This is a genomic window from Roseimaritima sediminicola, assembly GCF_009618275.1.
Taxonomy (GTDB): Bacteria; Planctomycetota; Planctomycetia; order Pirellulales; family Pirellulaceae; genus Roseimaritima; species Roseimaritima sediminicola.
The window spans coordinates 19,997-42,610 of record NZ_WIAD01000025.1 but is presented as its reverse complement, the minus strand read 5'-3'; the positions used below and the strand labels follow the sequence as shown (position 1 = coordinate 42,610).

Annotated in this window: 4 protein-coding genes and 1 tRNA gene; 3 read left to right on the top strand and 2 right to left on the bottom strand. The window is 62.8% G+C overall.

Features of this window, described 5'->3' with window-relative positions; genetic code table 11:
• Positions 1 to 117: 117 nt before the first annotated feature.
• Both GE027_RS13195 and GE027_RS13190 read left to right on the top strand, forming a co-directional pair.
• On the top strand, positions 118 to 18,321 hold the full coding sequence (locus tag GE027_RS13195) for a tandem-95 repeat protein (protein WP_153557671.1): 18,204 nt from the start codon (positions 118 to 120) through the stop codon (positions 18,319 to 18,321).
• Between the two features lie 108 nt (positions 18,322 to 18,429).
• Positions 18,430 to 18,503 (top strand) — tRNA-Val (locus GE027_RS13190).
• 1,492 nt (positions 18,504 to 19,995) lie between these two features.
• Here the strand turns inward: GE027_RS13190 and GE027_RS13185 are convergent.
• Positions 19,996 to 21,129 carry a hypothetical protein gene (locus GE027_RS13185; RefSeq protein WP_153557670.1) on the bottom strand — a complete coding sequence of 378 codons (1,134 nt, stop codon included), beginning with the start codon at positions 21,127 to 21,129 and terminating at the stop codon, positions 19,996 to 19,998.
• A gap of 132 nt (positions 21,130 to 21,261) precedes the next feature.
• A complete protein-coding gene (locus GE027_RS13180) occupies positions 21,262 to 21,642 on the bottom strand; it encodes a hypothetical protein (protein ID WP_153557669.1) in 381 nt (126 codons plus the stop codon).
• A gap of 515 nt (positions 21,643 to 22,157) precedes the next feature.
• On the opposite strand from GE027_RS13180, the gene GE027_RS13175 reads away from it, so the two are divergent.
• Entirely contained in the window at positions 22,158 to 22,607 is a 450-nt protein-coding gene (locus GE027_RS13175; RefSeq protein WP_153557668.1) for a hypothetical protein, read from the top strand.
• The last annotated feature ends 7 nt before the right edge of the window (positions 22,608 to 22,614 follow it).

Genomic DNA, 22,614 nt, shown 5'->3' with positions numbered 1-22,614 from the left:
TTATTTGCGGGGACGCGTCTTACTGGACGGTCCCCGAGCGGAGCCCACCTGTTTTGCGGGGGCGGCTCGTAATTTTATTCCCACCCTGTTCGACTCCCATCGCTTTTCGAGTTACTCATGGCAAAACGACGCAAGCTTCGGCGACGTCCTCTTCACGATGCATCTCGGCGGCTGCAGCACGAGACACTCGAGAAACGCGAGCTGTTGGCGGCGGGGCTGGGCGGCTTCGATGGCAACGGCTCGGCCGGTCCGCTGGCCCTGCACGGATCCTTCGTCGCCGGCGCGGCGGCGGCCTTGAGCGGACCGCGGTTGGTGGGCGTGAGCCCCGATGCCGAAGGGCTGCTCAGCGAAGTCGATCTGAACCGCTTGACGACAGCACCCAAACAGTTGACGTTCCGCTTCGATGGGCAAGCCCAACTGGATCCGTCGACCCTCGATGGGATCCAATTGCTCCGCGCCGGTGGCGACGACAGCTTCGACGACGGGAATGAACAGGTCGTCGTACCGGGATACCTGGCCCTGGCCGAGGATTCCGACCGCATCGTGGTGATGCGGTTTGCCCAGTCGCTTCCGGATGACCGCTACCGGATCCGCATCTCGGGGATCGACGACGCGAGTCGAGGCTTGTCGGCCTTGCGGAGTTCCGATGGCACGGCGTTCCGGACGATCGACGGCCAACCGCTGCAGACCATCGATTTCGATCTGGAACTGGGGGCCAAAGTCACCGCCGTGGTGCCCCAGCCCATCGACGCGGTCGACGGAACCCTGGTCCGCCGGGATCGTGAGATCGACGTGTACTTCGACGACGCGGACCTGTTCCGCACCGGATCGAACGTGGCCACGCCGGCATTCTATCAACTGGTCGATACGCAAAACACGGTGACCACCCAGGACGATATGGCGTTTCTGCCGGACAATGTCCTGCTGGATCCGGCGGCCAAGAAGGTCACCCTGCAGTTCTCCGACAGTCTGGAGAATCTGGTGCCCGGTACCGACAGCACGTCGTTCCGCCTGCGGATCGGTGACGATGCTCGCTTTGAAACTCGCACCGTCGTGCCGTTCAGCCCGTTTTTCGAGCCCGGGATCACCGCGGCGACGGCCTCCGATTTGACTCCCTCGGCCAACCTGTTGGCCACAGCCGGCAGTTGGTCGGTGTTGGTGAACCAACAGATCAGTAACAACGGCCTGCAGCCGTTGGCCGACAACCCGGGCGCGCTCGATGAAATCGGTCACCGCGAGATCGAAGTCGAACAACACATCGGCGGTGGCGATTCGGACAACCAAATCACGCAGATCCCCTACACCTTCCTCCGCAACCAATCCTACGGTCTCGATGCCAACGGGGATCCGGTTTACAACCAGATGAACGAGGCCCAGGAGCAGCGTTTCAAAGAGGTGCTGGAACTGTACGGGGAACAGTTCGGGATCGATTTCTACGAGACCGAGAGTTCGGGATTGCAGCTGATCGTCGGCGACCTGTTTGTGGCGGATTCGTCACGGGTCAGCGGTCCGGGCGGCGTGGCGGGCTTGGGCGGCCCGGGCGGCGTGATCATGGACTTTGCCGATTTCACGACCAGCGCTGCGAACCGCTTCGGCGGCGGCTTCTTCAATGTCGCCCTGCACGAGATCGGTCACGCCATCGGCATGGGGCACTCCTACGACCTGCCCGGCGCGGTCCAGGGCGGCGGTGGCGGCGGGGATGTCTTCCCCAGCCCCCACGACTTGGTGCACGGCGAGTTCCTGCATCAGAAAGAAGCCTTGGATGTCGACCTGTATCGGATCGATATCACCGAAGTCGGCACGTTGTCGGCCCAGACCGTGGCCGAGCGGTTGGCCAATGCCAGTTTGCTGGACACGCGGTTGACGCTGTTCCGTCAGAATGCCCAGGGCCGCTTCGACCTGGTCGCGGCCAACGACGATTACTTCGGCACCGATTCGATGTTGGAAATCGAGGTCGAACCCGGCACCTATTTCGTCGGCGTGGCGGCCGAAGGCAATCCGCTGTCGGAAATCGAGTCCGGTCAGACATCCGAGGGCGGCGTCAGCGAGGGGCAATACGATCTCCGCGTCGAATTCCAACCACGCGGCCGAGGCGATGCGCTGACCGATGCGGCCGGCACGATCTTTGACGGTGACCGCGACGGCACGCCCGGCGGCAACTACAGTTTCTGGTTCGAAGCGGCTCGTCCGGAGGATACGCTGTATGTCCGCAAACCCGACAACGTCACCGACGCCGGTGGCGATGGGACGCTGGCACGGCCCTTCGACAACATCGACGACGCACTGGCCGTGGCGGCGACCAAAGCCAATGCCGTGGTACGCGTCCTGGCCAACGATGGCCTCGACAATGACGTGACCACTCTGGAAGACAACGAAGCCTACGAGCTGGGCTTCTCCAGCGTCACCGGCACGCTGGACGACGGACGCAATTTAATCGTGCCCGCCAACACGACGCTGATGATCGATGCCGGGGTGATCATCAAATCGCTCGATGCGCGGATCAGTGTCGGCAGCGATGTGGCTTCGTTCGATCGCAGCGGCAGTTCGATTCAGGTCTTGGGCACACCCGATCTGCCGGTGTACTTCACCAGTTACAACGATCCGACCAAGGGGACCAACGTCAATCCGGTCAACACGACGCCCGCGGCCGGCGACTGGGGAGGAATCGAGATTCGCAACGATGTCGATCGCGCGCAGGGACGCTCTGGCGCCGAGCGGCGGGGGATTTTCCAGAACTACATCAACCATGCCAGCTTTGAATTCGGCGGCGGTCAGGTCAGCACGGTCAATCGGGTGATCGATCCGATTTATCTGTCCCAGGCACGCGCCGAGGTGTCCTACAACACGATCACCCACAGCGATAATGCGGCGGTCTCGGCCGACCCGGACACGTTCGAGGTCTCGGCGTTCACCGCCGAACGTTTCCAGCGGAACGTCCTGGGCGGCGTCGGCTTTGTACCCGACTACGATCGCGTCGGTCCGGACATCTACGGCAACACGTTGCTGGAGAACCGCACCAACGGCTTGTTTGTACGCATCGATACGCTGCCGGGAAATCGCTTGGAAACCCTGCAGGTTTCCGCTCGCTTTGACGACACCGACATCCCGCACGTGCTGGTCGAAAATCTATTGCTCCAGGGCCAGCCCGGTGGCCCGATGGTGGAACAGGTGCGACCCAGCCAGATTTTGGGGCTGACCGATGTGGGCGGTGGGGCGATGACCGGCGGCACCTACCGCTATGCCTACACCTTTGTCGACGCCTTCGGGAATGAATCGGTGACCTCGCTGCCGCAGGTCGTCACGGTCAGCGGTGTTGGTCGGGCGGTGCAGTTGACCGGGATCACCGCAGCGACCGGCGATTTCGTGGGTCGCCGGCTGTATCGCAGCGACAACGGCGGAACCTACCGGTTGATCGCCGAACTGGACGGCAGTCAGACCACGCATCTGGACCGGGCCGCCTTGCCCGCGGCGACGGCTCCGACGATCGATACCACGGTCAGCGTTAAGGTTCGCAGCCGTCCCGACGCCGGTTTGATCGTGGATCCGGGCATGATCATCAAGTTGGACGAGTCGCGAATCGAGCTCGGTTTCGGTACGACATTGGTCGCCGAAGGGCACGCCGGAAACGAAGTGATCTTCACCAGTCTCAACGACGACCGCTACGGCGCCGGCGGGACGTTCGATACCAACAACGCCAGTGTCGCGGCCGCGGCGGCCGACTGGGCGGGGATCTATGCGAACCGCACCAGCCGCGTCAGTTTGGATCACGCGGTCCTGGCCTACGGTGGCGGCGTGACCGGTGTGGGCGGATCGACCGCGGGCTTTAACGTCCTGGAGATCCATCAGGCCGAAGCACGCGTTGCCAACAGCCGCTTTGAGTACAACGCCGGCGGCAGTGGCGGACAGTCCCCGGGCGTCCGCGAAGGTCGATTGTCCAACAGCTTTGCCACGATCCACGTGGCCGGTGCACAGCCCACGATCGTCGACAGCACTTTCGTGCACAACCGTGGCGCGGCGATCAACATCGATGTCAACTCGCTGAACTCGTTCCTCCGTGACGATGGCGGACGGCAAACCGGCGCAATCGATCTGTACGACGTGCCCGTGGGCAACGCCGGACCGATCTTCCGCGGTAATCGGCTGGACGACAACGACATCAACGGTTTGCAAGTCCGGGGCGGGACACTGTTCACCGAATCGGTCTGGGACGATACCGATATCGTGCATGTGGTGCGCGGCGATATCGTCACGACCAACTTCCATACCTACGGCGGACTGCGGCTGGAGAGCAGCAGCGACGAATCGTTGGTCGTCAAACTGGATAACGACGCCCAACTGCTGGCGACCGGTGCGACGCTGGACATCACGGACCGAATCGGCGGTCGCATTCAGGTCCTGGGAACGCCCGGCCATCCGGTCGTTTTGACGTCTCTGAACGACACGACCGCGGGCGCCGGATTCACCCCCGACGGGCAGTTCCAGGTGAATACTTGGGCTGGCAGTCAGAACCAAGCCGCGCCCGGCGATTGGCAGGGAATTCGATTGGATCCGTCCAGCCATGACCGCAACCTGGACACGGTCAAGGAGTACGAGAAGGACGCGGACACCAATTCGATCATCGGTAACCACCAGCGACTGGGCGAATTGGCACCCGATGAGTTCTCCGGCGACGAAACCCGCCGCCTGGGCTTTACCATTCTGGGCAAGATCGGTTCGGACAGCGATCAGGACATCTACAGCTTTGAAGGTACCGCCGGCACGATGGTCTGGCTGGACATCGACCGCACGGACGAAGCCCTCGATACGGTGCTGGAGTTCCTCGATGGCGACGGCAACGTGCTGGCGCTCAGCGACGATTCCCGCAACGAAATGGGTGGGCTGACGTACGTCAATCCGCTGGACCCCAACAACGGCGACTTCATCGGATTCGCGCCCGGCCATGCCCTGCCGATGCCCCTGAATCCGGACATGACCTTCAACGCCGCCGGTGGCGGCAACCGCGATCTGTACAGCTTGAACAACGGCGATGCGGGGATGCGCGTCGTTCTGCCCGGGGTGACCGGATCCAAGGGCACCTACTACGTTCGCGTCCGCAGCAGCAACCCGGCCAACCTGAGCGACCCGGCACAGATCCAGGCCAGCGTGGCCGATGGCCAGACCAGCGGTGCGTACCAACTGCAGATTCGGCTGCGGGAAACCGACGAGATCGGCGGTTCGGTGATCCGCTATGCCGACATCCGTTACGCCACGATCGGGATCGAAGCGATCGGCCTGCCGGCTCACTCTCCGCTGGCCGGCGAACTGTACAACCCCGGCGGCAACGTGAATCTGGGCAGTTTGGCCAACACCGATCGCGGCGCCATCAGCGTGGGCGGCCAGATCGACAACTCCGCCGATTCGTACACCTTCACCGTGGGACGCGATGGCATTCAGGGTGTCCCCGGTGGCGCCAACGCTGCGGCCGATGATCACAAGGTCTCGACGGTGATCGACGTCGATTACGCCGACGGTCTGTCACGGCCTAATACCGGCGCGTTTCTGTACCACGATGGCCAACTGGTGGCGATCGGTACCGATTCGAACGTGTTGGATGATCGCAACAGTCCCGAGATCTTCAATCAGGTCAGCGACCCGAACGAGCTCAGCAGCGGCAGCTTCGGGGTCAAGGATCCGTTCATCGGGCCGCTGGAACTGAGCACGTTTGGAACCTACGAGGTGGTGATCGCGAACAATTCGCAGATTCCGCCCGAGCTGCGTCAGTTCACCGATTCGAATCCGCCCAACTCGTTGGTGCGACTGGAACCGCTGGATTCGACCATCCGGATCGCCGACGACCGCTTTGACGTGGGGAACAAACCCCTGCCGGAATCCTATCAGGGACCCCGTGCGGTGCAGGTGGCCTTCGAAGACAATGGCAGCAACGTCCTGCCCTGGCACTTGGGCGATATCCCGTTGATCGGCTTGACGGAAACCAGTGCATCGGATCGCCGTTTGTCGATCTTCAATCCGTTCACCGGGCGGCATGATGCGGTGATCGATCGCGTCACCGACGCCCCGATCGGCGCGATCGCGGCGTCCTTGCGCGGCGACATCATCGCGATCCGCGACAGCGGCAGTGCAAGCCGCAACGACGCCAATACCTCGACCACCTACCGCGTCAATCCGGACGGCACGATGACCGCTCTGGGGGCCACGGGGATCGTGACCTACGAGTATTTCCTCAGTGGCGCCAACCATACCAACCGCGTCGACAACGAAGGTATGGAGTTCAGCGCGTTGGCGTTTTATAACGACAACGATTCGCAGACCCGGTTCCTTTACGGGTTGGCCAATCGCGGCACGTTTGAAGGCAGCAACGTGGGTTCCAACGCCAGTGGGGCCGATATTATCGCTGGTTCCGCCGGCAGCGTAGACGCCAACAATCTGATCTATCGCCTCGACCCCGATAGCGGGACGGCGATCAGCCGCAACGGCGACAATATGCCGGGCGGTTTTGAGTCCGCCAATCCGCGCGATTCGCGGATTCTGGACAACAACGGAATCGACTATCCCGCGGAAACGCCTTGGGCCGGCACCAACGTGGTGGCGCAGATCCAGATTCCCACCACGTCACCGACGACCGGTGGCAATACCGGCGACGTGGTGGACATCATCGCCGATCCCGCCGGCGGGACCTCCCTGTATGCCTTCACCGAGACCGGTGCGGTTTGGGAGGCGACCTTCAGCGACACCGCCACTGGCAATACCTATGCCGCGGGGGACATCCGCGGTGAAGCGACCCTGATCTACGATCCGACCACGGTCGGTGCCGTGGCCGGCACGGACTTCATCGTCGATCCGTCCGATGCCACGGGTACTCCGATCGTCTTCGAAAACGTCACGCGTGGTCCTGCCAATTACCAGCACCCCGACAGCGACTATGACGTACGCAACTTGATCTTCGGCGTCGGTCAGACCGCTGCCGGCGTGAAGAGCTTGTATGCGTTCGATATCGCCGGCGGCGAGGCCCTGGGCGTGTTCCGCGACGGAGCGACCAGCATGCCCGTGGACACCACGCATGCGACGGGCGATTTCAATGCGTTGTTCTTCAGCTCGCTGGACCAATCGCTGTGGCACGTGTCCGATACTCTGGAGAACGCCCCCGGACACGGGATGCCGGAACTGGACAACCAGGCACGCCCGCGAATCGGCGGCGGGGCTTCGCTGCGGTTTGGCTTTGATGCCCTCAACGATGACTACAACCACCTCAGCAGCGGTGTCGTCGATAACGATCTGGACGCGTCCGATCTGCAGGACTTCCAAGGGTACAACTTCCTGGGCGGTGCCCACGGCACGGTGCAGAGCAATACGCTGGACCTGACCGGAATCGTTGCCGAAGACCTGCCCACGTTGTACTTCACCTACCTGCTGGACAGCGAAGGTCGTAACAGTGGCAATCGCCTGGACCAGCAACCGATGCGCGACTCCCTGCGGGTCTTCGTTGCCGGCGACGACGGCGACTGGCAACTGGTTGCCACCAACAACTTCGATGCCGATGCCGGAAACATCGACTACAGTCCCGAGCACCCCCGCGAGTACGATTCGGCGGTCAGCGGCTATGGCAACAAAGGCTCCAATCGCCGCTATGTCCAGCAGCTGTTCGACGGCGACGAATTCCGCCAAGCTCGCATCGACCTCGGTCCCTGGGCCGGACAGCAGAACGTCACGATTCGATACGAGTTCTCCACGGCCGGAGAATCGCGTCCGGACCAAAGCGAGATCGTGGCCCTGGCCGGCAATATGATCGACGATGGACACACCATCACGATCCGCGGTGACATGCCGGATAAGGACACGACCAACCGTGGTGATGCCCTGCCGACGCTGACCAAGGTCTTCGAATTCGACGTCGCCGGTGATGGCATCAGCGCCACCAGCGATGCGGCGATCACTATCGACGAGAACATGACCGTCGCGGAGGTCCGCGATGCGATCCAGCAGGCGCTGGCCAATGAAATTCGCTTTGCCGACGCGGTGGCCAATTGGGTTGGAAATTACAGCACCAACTCCTTCCCGGTCGTCGGCGATGCGGTGCGGATGTACGACCTGGAGATCAGCCAAGACACGTCCGGTCGTTCGTTGAAACTCGTCCAGGGCGAATTCAGTCACGGCAGCAGCAACCTGCCGGCCAACCAGTTTGGCCTCTATCAAGGCGGCGTGGATACGCTGGAGGAACTCGAGCGGGCCGGCCAGCGAACCATGGGCCTTGGCGGCGACCACGGCGTCTACATCGACGACATCGTGATCGGCTTGGCCGAGCGTGGCGAAAGCGTCGGCGGTGCCGGCACGCAGGGCAGCCCGCGGACCTCGCTGACGTCCAACCCCTTCTTCCAGCCTGAATTCAACGAATTGATCCGGCCGGAGATCGTCGCCGGGGCCTACCAGGCCGAAGTACGACTGGCCCGGGAATATGGCAATCCGAATATTCAGGACACGGAAGAGCTGGGCAAATTGGGCTTTGCTCGCGTCGAACTCAACGAGCGGCTGGCCGAGGGGTTGAATCTGGAAGTCGTTAGCGCTGGACGCGACATCAACGATGGCGACCTGTTCACGCTGTCCAACGGTGCCGATACGCTGACCTTCGAATTCAATTCCGTCGGCACGGTCGCCCAAGGCAACGTGGCGGTGCCCTTTACCGCCGCCGACATTCCTTCAGAAGTCGCCAGCTCGATCCGTAACGCCATCAATACGGTGGCCGTCAACGGGGCCCTGGGCATCCTGGCGACCAACCGCGGCGGGCAACTGTTTACCACCGGCTCGCTGGGCTCGAACTCCTTCCGGTTACCGACCGACCCGGTGGTCGTGATCCATGGTTTTGCCGCGGCAAACAACCTGGGTGGGCTGAACTTCGGGCCGCACATCGACGCCCAGCTGACCGGACAGGATATCGTGTTCGGCGAAGACAATGGCGACCTGAATCTGCATCGCGATCAGGGCCAATTGCTGATCGAATCGAACCTGGTCAGCAATTCCGCGGGCTATGGAATTGTGGTCGATGCGGGACCGGTTGCTCCGGTCGGTCCGTTCAATGCCGGTAATCAGGAAGGCAACCGGCCCAAACCGGGGGCGGTCCTGCGACTGCCGACGCTGAACACCACCGAACAGATTCCCGGTGCCGTGGTTCGCAGCAACCTGTTGTACAACAACCGCGACGGGATCCTGCTCAGCGGCGACACGTCCACGGGCGCGCCCTCGGCATTCTCGCGGGTGCTGAACAACACGATCTATGGCTCGGGGACGGGCATCCGTGTCGAAGATGGTGCCTCTCCGGCGCTGCTGAACAACGTGCTGATGGAGAACAGCGTCGGCATCGCTGCGGCCGGTCAGGGCGAGACGTTGGTGCGGGGGAATCTGTACGAGCGCAACGGTTCAGATACGCAGAACATCGGCGTGGGAACCGAAGCGATCATCGATGCCGGCGTGCCGCTGTTTGTCAATCCGGTGACGGCCACCTTCGATCCGACCGCCGGCCAACCCAACTTCTATCCGGTCGCCGGCAGCCCGGTGATCAACAACAGCATTCCGCGGCAGGACGATCGACCGCTGTTGGCGTCGGTCAAACAGGTCGTCGGGATTCCGGAAAGCCCGATCCTGGTGTCCGAGCGCGATCTGTACGGCCAGCCGCGTGGCCAGTTGGATTTCGCCGACCGCGGTGCCGTTGATCGGCTGGACCAACAAGGTCCGTCCGCCCAGTTGATCCGTCCGCTGGATAACGACGCCGCCGAAGTCGATTCGGATCCGACCGCTACGGTCGTCCAGTTGACCGCCGGTGAACTCGGCTCGTTTGATATCCTGTTGACCGACGAGCGCGGTACCGGTCCCAACGCCGCGACCGTGACGTCCGAGCAGTTCCGGGTGACCGAGAACGGCCGGTTGCTGCAGGTCGGCACCGACTACACGTTCGCCTACAACTCGACCAGTCAACTGCTGCGGATCACGCCCCTGGCTGGCGTCTGGCGGCAGGATTCGGTTTACGAGATCACGCTGAATAACCGCGATCGCATCGCGCTGGAGGCACCCGCCGGAGCAGTGATCACCGATACGGACCAGTTCTCGCTGGTCGACAGCGACGGCGCCGAGGTGACGTTCGAATTCGACAGCGGGTACGTCCTGCAGTTGCCCGAAAAACTCTCGCTGGGTGTTACCGGCGACGTGACCCAGTTCAACGACGCCAGCACGTTCACGATCACCGCTCCCGGTGGATCGGCCGAAGTGACCTTCGAGTTCGAGAAGTTCGGTGGGTTGGCCAACGGCAGCAACGTCGCGATCGATCTGACGACCGCCGTCACGGCGACGGACATTCGCGATGCGATCCTGGCGGTGCTGGACGATCCGGCCGTCAAAGGACCGCTGAACCTCCAGCCGGTCGCCTTGGGCAGTACTCAGATCCATCTGGGCGCGATCAGCGGTCACGCGGTGACCGAGACGCTGGGTGGTCTGGAAGTCAGCGGTTCGGCCGATGGCATCGTCGACGGCGATCGCATTGCCTATACGACGGCCGCCGGCGAGACGACCTTCTTCCAGTTCCGCGATGTCGGCTACGACCCGGCAACGGTGACGCCGGCCGGCGATGTGGTAATCGAACTGGATCGGCGTGATTCGACCGACCAACAGAACGCCCGCATCGTCGCCGCGCTAAAGGACGCCGGTCTGGGACTGACCACGGCCCGCGTGCTCAGCGATGGACGAATTTATGTTGGCGGCCGAGCCGGCGACGTATTCCAAGTCCTCGAGGGTGACGACTTCGGCATCCTGGGGACGCCCGGCGTGACCGGGGGCCTGACGCTCAGCGTTCCCGATACGGCGACCTCCGATTCGCTGGATGGGCAAACGTTTGCCGTGACCGTGGCGGGCACGACGACGACCTTCGAGTTTTCGACCGATCCGGGGCGCGTCACCCCCAACCGGATGGTCGTGCTGCCGGCCGGTGTGGACGCAGCCGCCGTCGCAACGCTGGCCGCCGGCGTGATCGGTTCCCAGTTTGGCCAGCTGAATCCTGCGGCCAGTGGCACGGTGATTACCCTGAACGAACCGAGCGCTCTGACTGCGCCGCTGATCAACGTTTCACTGGATCCGCTGGCCAGTCTCTTGACCGTCGCCGGTGTCGATGGCGGGGCCGTTCCGATCTCCTACGTCCCCGCTTTGGACTACTCGGCCGACGCCGTGGCCGGGCAGGTCATCGCCGCAATCACGCGCAGCGGGCTGCGGTCCAGCGCGTTCGCCGCCGGCGGCGGTACGGTTTATCTGGACGCGACGGCATCGGCCAACGGTTTGACGAACGAACCGGTGGGCGCGATCCGCGACCTCTCGGGCAATCCTTTGCAGGCGAATCGTCGCAACCGCGAAACCCAGTTCACGATCCTGATGCCCGGCGTCCAGCTGGACTTCGGCGATGCTCCGGATCGTCCGGCCGGGAATCCGGCCTTGCCGCCGATCTATCCGACCCTGACCGGCAACAACGGTGCTCGGCACACCTTGGGTGGCGGCGACACGCTGCGGCTGGGTGCGGAGATCGATACCGAACTGGATGGACAGCCCATCGGCGATGACGACGCGGTCGATGCAATCGGCGGCACCGCCGACGCGTCCTTTGTGCTCGCCGCCCAGAGCGCGAATGAATTGCGGGTCGAGCTGGCAGCCGCCCCGGTTGTCGGTGATACGTTGACCGTTTCGATCGGCAGCGTTCCGGCGTTCACCTTGGAATTGGTGTTTGCCGGCCAGACGGCCAGCGGCACGAACGTGCCCGTGTTGTTCAGTCCCGACGAACCGGCCACAGCGCTGCTGGATCGGTTGGACGCGACGCTGGAAAGCGAATACCGCTCGCGGGCCGTCGCAGCCAGCTTGTCGCTGCGGACCTCGATCGATCGAGTGGGCGATGCCGTGGTGATCCGCAGCGTCGACGACGAAGACGGTGTGAACATCAGCACCTTGGCCGATGGGGTCGATGGTTTGTTCCTCGATCCAGACGGCAACGTGCTGGGACTGCTCAATCCGCTGGACGATCGCGGCTCGGAAATCTCCGTAACGGTTGCCGGATCAGGCTTGCTGGATGCCTGGATCGACTTCAACCAGGATGGCGACTGGAACGACGCCGGCGAACAAATCCTCCGCAACGCCGCCGTACTCGACGGCGACAACCGCTTCCTGATCGATTCGCCGGCCGCGGCCTTGGAAGGACTCACCTGGGCACGCTTCCGCTTGTCCACCACCGGTAACCTGCGGCCTGATGGCGTCGGGATCGGTGGCGAAGTCGAGGACTACCAGGTGCGGGTGACGCCGTTCCAATTGCCCGAACCGATCGACGACGGTGGCGCGGGCTATGAGACCGACGAAGATACCACGCTGGTCAGCAGCGGATCGGTCCTGGACAACGACATCCTCTCGCCCAACCTGATCAACGAGCGTGCGGAACTGGTCGATGATGTGGAAAACGGCAGCCTGGTGTTCAATGCCGACGGCACCTTTACCTACACCCCCAACGCTGACTTTAACGGGACCGACACCTTCACCTATCGCGTGAAGGGCGATCGGGTGGTCAATACCGGTGCGACGCCTCCGCCCTCGTTCGAGGCGACTTCGGCCACCGTGGCCACCGTGACGATCACCATCAATCCGGTGAATGACCTGCCCGAGTTCACGCTCACTTCGCCGGTCGATGTGCTGGAGCAGGACGACCAGGCCGAACGCGGTGTGCAGGTGTTGTCGGACATCCGTCCCGGTCCTGTGACCGCCACGGACGAAGCCGGACAATCGGTCGCGTTCAACGTTACCTCGGTCGCCGCCAATCCGGCGGATCTGTTGATCGGCAATGTGACGATCGACAGCAGCGGTGTGCTCCACTACACGACGAGCGCCGACGCGGTGGGAACCTTCGACGTGTCCTTCACGGCCACCGATGGCGAGACCACCACGCCGGTCTCCACGATGACCGTCAACGTCCGCCCGGTAAACGATGCACCGCGTATCGATCCCGCCGTCGCCGATACGCCGCTGACGGTGAATCCCGCGGACGCCGACGATGCCTACAGCGTCGACGCCAACGGCCAGATCACCTACGTGCTGCGAGAAGACAACACGCAGGCCGGCGGAGCCGCGGCGCCGTACGTGATCGATCTGCGAGACACCAGCGGTGCCGCCTACGGCCGCATCGGTCTGGAGGATGTCTTCCTGCCCGGTCCGGCCAACGAAGCCGGTCAGAGCATCCGTGTCGATTCCTTCGATACGGTCAGCACGATCACGACCGATCTGGGCGGGACGGTGACGGCCGAGCGAGATCTGGGCGGCAACCTGGTGCGACTGCTGTACATGCCGCCGGCGGACGCCAACAACCCCACGCAAGGCCTCGACTCGTTCACCTACTCGGTGATCGACGATGGCCAGTCCTGGGACTTGGGTGCAGCGGCGTTGGTCGATGACTTCCAGAGCACGACCAATCGGGTGTTCCTGCAGTTGCAGCCGGTCAACGACGCCCCGCTGTTCAATCAACTGTTCACCGAATGGATGTCCGGGGAAGACGATCCGGAGGTGCAGGTCCAGTTCGCCGACAATGTCACCGCGGGTCCCCTGACCGCCATCGACGAGAACGATGCGGCCAGCGGTCAGAACGTGTCCTTCGTGATCGAACCGGTCGACGCGGCCAATGCAGCGACCGCGGCCAGGTTGTTTGGCGCCAATCAGCCGCAGATCGCAGCCGACGGAACACTCACCTACACCGCGGTGCCCGATCAGGTCGGCTCGGTGATGTTCAATGTGAGGTTGCTGGACGATGGTGTGGAGGATCCTGCCCGCGGCGATCTCAACCAAAGCCCAACCGTGCCGTTGACGATTCATGTCCAGCCCCAGAACGATCCACCGGTGATCGATCCGGCCGTGCTGGACACTCCCCTGACGGTCAATCCTGCAGATCCCGACGACGCCTACAGTGTCGACGGCAGCGGCCAGATCACCTACGTACTGCGAGAAGACAATACGCAGTCCGGCGGCGTTACTTCGCCGTATGTGATCGACCTGCGCGACACCAGCGGTGCGGCGTACGGCCCGATCGGTCTGGAGGATGTCTTCCTGCCCGGTCCGGCCGAGGAAGTGGCCACGCAGACCATTCGCGTCAATACGTTTGATTCGGTCGAAACGATCACGACCGATCTGGGCGGGACCGTGACGGCCGAGCGAGATCTGGGCGGCAACCTGGTGCGACTGCTGTACGTGCCGCCTACGGACGCCAATAACCCCACGCAAGGCCTCGACTCGTTCACCTACTCGGTGATCGACGATGGCCAGTCCTGGGACACCGCTTCGGGAATGCTGGTCGATGATTTCTTGACCGCCGAGAACCGCGTGTTCCTGCAGTTGCAGCCCGTCAACGATGCTCCCGAGTTCAACCAGCTGCTGACCGAGGTGACGTCGCTGGAAGACCTGCCCGAGGTGCAGTTCCAGTTCGCCAACAACGTCTCGGCTGGTCCGTCGGCGACCGCCATCGACGAGACCGATGCGGTGACCGGACAGAGCGTGTCGTTCCTGGTCGAACCAGTCGACGCGGCCAATGCGGCCGTCGCCGCCACGCTGTTCGGCACCAACCAACCCGAGATCAGCCCCGACGGAACGCTCCGCTACACGGCCGTCGCCGATCAATTCGGTTCGGTGACGTTCAATGTGACGTTGTTCGACGATGGCGTGGAAGACCTGGGCCGCGGCGACATCCGCCGCAGCTCCACCGTGCCGTTGACGATTCATGTCCAGCCGCAGAACGATTCGCCGGTGATCGACCCGGCGGTGCTGGATACGCCGCTGACGGTCAACCCGGCCGACGCCGACGACGCCTACCGTGTCGACGGCAATGGACAGATCACCTACGTGCTGCGAGAAGACAACACCCAGCCCGGTGGCGGAACCTCGCCGTTTGTGATCGATCTGCGAAGCACCGGCGGTGGGACGTACGGTCGCATCGGTCTGGAAGACGTGTTCTTGCCGGGACCGGCCAATGAGGCGAACCAGGACGTCCGCGTCAACACCTTCGACAACACCGACACGATCACAACCGACTTGGGCGGAACGGTCACGGCCCAGCGAGACACGAGCGGCAACCTGGTGCGGTTGCTGTACGTGCCGCCGACGGATTTGAACAGCAACATGCGCGGCTCGGACTCCTTCATCTACTCGGTGATCGACGATGGACAAAGCTGGGACACCAACGCCGGGATGTTGATCGACGACTTCCTGACCGCGGAAAACCGTGTGTTCCTGCAGCTGAATCCTGTGAACGACGCGCCGCAGTTCAACCAACTGATGTCCGACGTCACGTCGCTGGAAGACCAACCCGTGGTGCGGGTCCAGTTCGCCGACAGCGTGACCGCCGGTCCGCCGCTGACGGCCACCGATGAGACCGATTTCGTGACCGGCCAGAATGTGTCGTTCCTGGTCGAACCGGTCGATGCCGCCAATGCCGCGATCGCCGCGACGCTGTTCGGCGCCAACCAGCCCGAGATCAACCGCGACGGCACGCTCAGCTATACCGCCGCGCCCGACCAGTTCGGTTCGGTCACGTTCAATGTGACGCTGCTGGACGATGGGGCGGAGAATCCGGCCCGCGGTGACATCAACCGCAGCCAGACCGTATCGCTGACGATCACGGTCCAGCCGCAGAACGATGCCCCGCGGTTTGCCAACGACCTGCCCGTGGCGTTTGATCTGGATGAAGACACGTCGATCCTGATTCCTTACCGGGCGCTGCCGGGTGAGCCGCAGGGCATGCTGGACAAGTTCCTGCCCGGTCCGGCCAACGAAATAGGCGGTACGGCCGTCGGTGGCAATCAGACGCTCAGCCTCGGTACGCCGATCCTGGCTTCGACCGTCGCCGGCGGGACGTTGACGCCGGTGACCGAAAACGGCCGGCAGTTCCTGCGCTACACGCCCAAGGCCGACTTCAATGGACTCGATACGTTCGCCTACAGCGTCATCGACGACGGCGTTTCGGTCGATGCCGATGGCAACGTGACGGTCGATCCCAAGCGGGCCTTTTTCAGCGTGGAATTGAACGTGCGTCCGGTGAACGACCCGCCTCAGTTCGGCGGGGCCGGCAACGTCAGCGTGGACGAAGACGCCGGCGAGAACGATCCGCAGGTGCCGCCGGCCGATGTGGGGCTGACGGTCATCCCCGATTGGGCCACCAACATCCAGCCCGGGCCTCCGGGTGCTGTGGACGAAGCTCAGTCCCAGACGGTGACCTTTACCGTCACACCGGCCACCGCAGCCGATGCGGCCCTGGCGGCGCAGATCTTCGTGGCCGACAACAACGGCGAGCCCGATGTTACGGTCGATTCGCAGGGCACCCTGCGATTCCAGACCCTGCCCGACGCCAATGGCGATGTGACGTTCACGATCGTGGCCGACGACAACAGCGGACTGCCGCTCAGCACCAGTCCGGTCAAGACGTTTACGATTTCTGTGCGGCCGGTCAACGATCCTCCGACCTTCACGCCGGGAGCCTCCACGGTTTCCCATGACGAGGACTCGGGAACCTACAGCGACGTCTGGGCGACGGACATCTCGGCCGGTCCCTTCGAGGAGAACACCGGAGTCCAGACGGTCCGCTTTGACGTCAGTATCGATCCGGCCGATGCCGCTCTGTTCCAGACCCCGCCGACCATCGACGACTCCGGCGTCCTGCGGTTTGTTCCCGCTCCCGACGCCAACGGTACGGCCACCGTCACCGTGCGAGCGATCGACAGCGCCGGCGGCATTTCCGATCCGGTCTTGTTCGACATCATCATCAACCCCGTGGTCGATACGCCCACCGCGGTCGACGACGTGTTCGAGGTCGACGAAGACACGGTGCGGACGTTGCTGCGACAAGAGTTGTTGGACAACGACATCGATCCCGACCTGCCGGACGACGTGTTGACGATCTCGCTGGTTTCGACCGTTACCCGCAGCGGTGCCAGCGTCACGCTCGACAGCGACAACAACGTGGTCTACGACCCGACGCAGTCTTCGGTGCTGCAGTCGCTGGCGCCCGGCGAAACCGCGACCGATACGTTCAGTTATGTGTTGATCGATTCGTTCGGACGGGTCAGCCAACCGGCGGTGGTCAGCATGATCGTCTCGGGCGTCAACGACGCCCCGCAGTTGCTGCCCGATAATCCGGACGTCCAGCCCACCGGTTCGACGATCCTGCGACCGCTGGACAACGATTCGGACATCGACGGAACCCTGGACGTATCGACGTTGGAAATCACGCTCGATCCGGCCTTCGGGTCGGTGACCTTGCCCGGCGACGGGACGATCATCTACACGCCCTATGCCGGATTCCGCGGTACCGACACGCTGCGTTACACCGTGAAGGACAACCTGGGTGCGGCCGGGCCGGAGACCCTGATCAGCATCCGTGCCAACGCGGCACCGGTGGCCGCGGACGATCGCGGCGGAACGTTCCAGAACGAAGCGGTCGACATCGACGTGTTGGCCAATGATTCCGACCCGGACGGCGACGATACGCTGAACCCGGATTCGATCGTGATCGTCCGTCAACCCACTTCGGGAACGGCCTTTGCCCTCGGTGGCGGTCTCGTGCGGTACGTGCCGGCCGAAGGATTCAACGGCAACGACTCCTTCACCTACACGGTTTCCGACAATCTGGGCCGGCCCAGCGAACCGGCGACGGTACGAGTGCAGGTGGTCTCCAGCCGGGCTCAGAACCCGCTGAACAATATGGACGTCAGCGGCGACGGTGAAATCTCGCCGATCGATGCCCTGTTGACCGTCAACCTGCTGAACCGACTGGGGACGGTGAACATCAACAACGCGGGCGTGTGGCAACCCGACGAGACGTACGCTCTGGGCGACATCGTCCAGGTCGGCGACCAATCGTGGCTGGCCGAAGGCACGCCGACCGTTGGACAGCAGCCCGGTCCGGGGACGGTTTGGGGCGAGGTCGGCAAACCGTTCTACGACGTCGACGGCAACCGCCGCATCGAACCGCTCGATGTGTTGACCGTGGTCAACGAACTGAACCGGCGAGCTCGCCAGGGCCAGGGCAGCGGTCAGGGCGAAGCGGTTGCGGGCCTCGAGCGTCGCAGCGAGGAAGAAACCCAGGTGGCGTTGGATCTGGCCCACACCCTGCCGCCGGCTCCGCTAGGAAAGCTGGTCAGCACCGACGCCGCGGTGGTCGAAGTGGCCGATCTCAGCGACGACGACCAGCTGTTCGAGACGCTGGCTCGGGACAAGTCCAGCGAGGCGGCGGCCGAGGACGAAGTCGTCGTGGACAGCCTCTGGCGGCACTACCGCTAGGACGCCGGAAAATCTTCATCGCTCGGCGGGCAACAGCCGTTGCTCGCCGCCCGCCGGGCGTGTATCTTTTGACTCATGCCGAGCCGCCCGTGCGGGGCTCGCATCCGAGGGCGATTAGCTCAGTTGGTTAGAGCGCTGTGTTCACACCGCAGAGGTCACAGATTCGAATTCTGTATCGCCCACTTTTTCTATGCCGCTCGAGTCGCAAGCGGTCCGCCGAAAGCATCTTCGGCTTCTGAGTCCCCCGGGCCCGCAGCAAAGTAGCTCGGCTGTCCCAGCCGAGACGAAGCAACGCGTGCGAAGACTGTCCCCGGCCGCAAATAACGCTGCCGGCCGCGCCGAATCGCGAAGCGATGGCAGTTGATAGCCTCGGATGCCAATCCGAGGTAGGAGGCTCCCAAGAGACGTCGGAAGTCGCGGAGCGACGGCAGTCGGTCTCGATCGCATCCCACAACGTCAACCGAGGACGTGCGTCGCGAAAGCCAATGGCTTGGGGGGGGGGAAGAGCCGGCCTCGACGTGCCGTGCTAGCAACCAGCTTGTGCGATGCCTGTCCCCGGCCCGCAGCAAAGTAGCTCGGCTGTCCCAGCCGAGACGAGGCAACGCGTGCGAAGACTGTCCCGGGTCGCAAATAACGCTGCCGGCTGCGCTGAATCGCGAAGCGATGGCAGTTGATAGCCTCGGATGCCAATCCGAGGTAGGAGGCCCCAAGATACGTCGGGAGTCGCGGAGCGACGGCAGTCGGTCGCGATCGCATCCCACAACGTCAACCGAGGGCGTGCGTCGCGAAAGGCAATGGCTTGGGCGGTGACAGAGCCTGCCTCGACGCGGCGGGTTGGCTGCTGGCGACCACCTTGTGCGGTGACTGTCCCCGGGCCGCAATGTCATGTCGCCCTTCCAGGGCTTGTCGGGTGGTTTTGACTGCGTTTCCCCAGGCTCGCGCCTGGGGCTACCACAGACAATCGCTCTGCGATTCCGGAAGACAGCAGACGGGGACTGTCCCCGGTCGCAAATAACGATGCCGGCTGCGCTGAATCGCGAAGCGATGGCAGTTGATAGCCTCGGATGCCAATCCGAGGTAGGAGGCCCCCAAGATACTTCGGGAGTCGCGGAGCGACGGCAGTCGGTCTCGATCGCATCCCACAACGTCAACCGAGGACGCGCGTCGCGTAAGCCAATGGCTTGGGGGGGGCAGAGCAGACCTCGACGTAACGTGCTGGCTGCTAGCAACCAGCTTGCGCGATGACTGTCCCCGGCAGCAGTCCCCGGCCGCAATGTCATGTCGCCCCTCCAGGGCTTCTCGGGCGGTTTTGACTGCGTTCCCCAGGCTCGCGCCCGGGGCTACCACATGCCATCGCTCTGCGATTCCGGAGCGTTTGAGTGGGGACAGAGCCTGCCTCGACGTAACATGCTGGCTGCTAGCAACCAACCTGCGCGATGACTGTCCCCGGCCGCAATGTCATGTCGCCCCTTCAGAGCTTGTCGGCCGGTTTTGTTTGCGTTTCCCCAGGCTCGCGCCTGGAGCTACCACAGACAATCGCTCTGCGATTCCGGAAGACAGCAGACAGGGACTGTCCCCGGTCGCAAATAACGCTGCCAGCTGCGCTGAATCGCGAAGCGATGGCAGTTGATAGCCTCGGATGCCAATCCGAGGTAGGAGCCTATGCCGACCTGCTCAATACGGCTTGAATCGGAACGAGTAGATATCGCACTCTCGCATCACGAATCTCAGGCGGACCGGGCGGCCTGCCTGTACGTCAAGGTTTGAGTCTTTCCGCCAACGAACCTTCTGTTCGATGTTGTCGCCGATGATCGGCGTGCAGTCTTTCAGCGTAAGGCCTGGCAGGGGCTGGCCGTTCGCGTCCTGTACCTCGACCTGAACACTGCCGGCCGCAGAGGTGCTGACATTCAGGATTAACTCGTCTCCCTCAAAGATCAGGGGACGCGTCAGCAATTCCCCGCTCTCGAGACCAGCATGGACCGAAACAAATCCGTCGGTACGCAATACGTGTCGAACACCGCTCTTGGCATGATAGATCGACATTTCGTTCTTGCTGGTCGGGACAACATTGCGAACCGCGTAATTGGAACGGTTTCCCCAACGCTTTGAGGAGAGTCCCGGACGTATGAACGCGCTTTTGAACAGACGGCTATACGATGCCGAACCCGCCCTCGTTGCCATGAACAGAATGTCGGTGGAGGATCCGCGATCAGGCATGAAGCGGGTGGGAGTCGCAATGTAGATATGCGGCGCGCGGCAATAGGCGTGAGTCTGGCTCGTATAAAGGTGCTCGCCCGGTAGGTTTGGTTCCATCGCGACCGGCTCACTCCAGTTTTTGAAGTCGGGCGAGGTCAAGCGACTGATGGTGCGCAAGCCATTTCGAATGCCGTCTCCTCCTGTATGTGGATTGCGCCAGGTGCGCACGTAAGCGACGTACTGGTTCTCGGCTTCCGACCAGAAGGCGACGTTCTGGGAATCAAACGCTTTCCCGTCGGGAACGGGAATGACCGGCCTGTCGCTGACGCGTTTCCAGCGAATACCATCAGCTGAAACGAAGGCGAACACGCCTCCGGGCAGATCGGCGACATAACCATATCGTTCCAATTCCGCTTTGGATGCACCGTGTTTTCGAGCCCAGCTGAGGTAATAGTCCGAGGGCCGTTCCACGCCGGCAAAGGCTTTGAAACGCTCTTCCGCCGGGCAGCCCGGACGCTCGTCAAGAAAGGGGGCGAAATTGTGTGTGAAGGGAGCTGCTGTCCAGATGACATTATTGGCTCCTCTCGCCTCGCTTAGTTTGAAGAGGTTCAAATCTGGTTTGGTCCATTCGTGTCCGTCCCTGCTCTCGGCGTATCGGTAGAGTTCCTGCGGCCCGCCGGTTCCATGACCTCCATGCCTGCGTCCCGCGAGCGTATAATCCGGGTCTTTCGTGCGATACCAGGCTCAGTAAAGTACCCCTTCGTTGTCACGGTCTTTGATGACCGTCGCGTAATCGCCAATCAACGGCTCTTTGGCCATCGGCATCGGCTGGGGGTGGTGCAAACGAAACTCCACCCCTTGCATCTCGTCAACAAGAAGACGATCGACAAATAGTTCCAGCCGAGACCCGATTTCAATCTCGCTATCGACGGCCTGGGTTCTGGCATTCAGGTTGCCAATCGATGTTCCGCTGTCAGCCTCCCGCTGTGCCCACAGGGAGGGGGCGAAACCGCAGAGCACCATGCCAACGCACGCCATGACGATCGACTGAGTAGGACGCCGCGAATGTGGCATTTTTAACATCCCGCTGTCTTTCAAAATCTTGCCTCGGGCCAGAAAAATCATTACGGCTACGGTACTTGGAGGCTTCGAGTTCGGAAAGGCAACCAAGCGGAAAAAGGCAACCAAGCGGGGACAGAACTACCTCGACATGGCGTGCTAAGCACGACGGCATGAATCTTTCGGTGAAACCTCGCGACAACACCCTCCCGCGCAGCGGGAGGGTCGGGCTCTTAGGCCCGGGGAGGGCCCTGCGAAAACCCTCTCCGGGCCTAAGAGCCCGACTCTCCCAGAGGGAGAGTAATGCCGAAGTAAATGTTGCGACGTGCTGGCAACTAGCTTGTGCGGTGACCAGCTTGTGCGGTGACTGTCCCCGGTCGGACTGGTGCCCGGCTGGATCGTGGCCGCGGTTGCCCAGATGTCCATCGGCCTTGGGTGCACCTCGGAACCGTGGCGAACACCAGAACGACTGCTTTCCGAGGCAGACCGCCTGCTGGAATGTGCATGAAGTGGTATACTATGTGAGTTGTGTGGCGTGTTTTCCAAGTTTTTTGTGGCCTGGAAGGGGAGCGAGCCGAGCGATGAACCAACCGCGAACCGTCGACGATGTGTTGAAGATGTTGGGCGATTACCATCAGCAGCGTGGCGAGCGGTATCGGCAGCTTGCCGATGAGAGTACGGATCCGTTGGCCGACCTTCTTCTGGAACATCTGGTGGAACTGGAGTCGCAGTCGGTGCGGGTCATTCGTACCGAGCGAGAGCGGTTGGCACCGGCCCACGCGACGTACCTGATTTCGGGACCGCAGCTAAGCAGCGAAGCCCTCCATGCGGCGGACTGCTCTTGCGGCCACGACCCCAGCTTTCAGGATGCCCTGGGCTGTGCGCTCCGCTCGGACCAACGCCTGGGCGAAATCCTGGATCGGCTGGCCAATTGCTCGGCCGCCGGTTCGGTAGTCGAGCTGGCCGAACGCTTGCAAGCGTTCGAGACGACCAAGGATCGCGAAATCGCCAAGTACGTGCGGCAGGACTGAGCCGCGG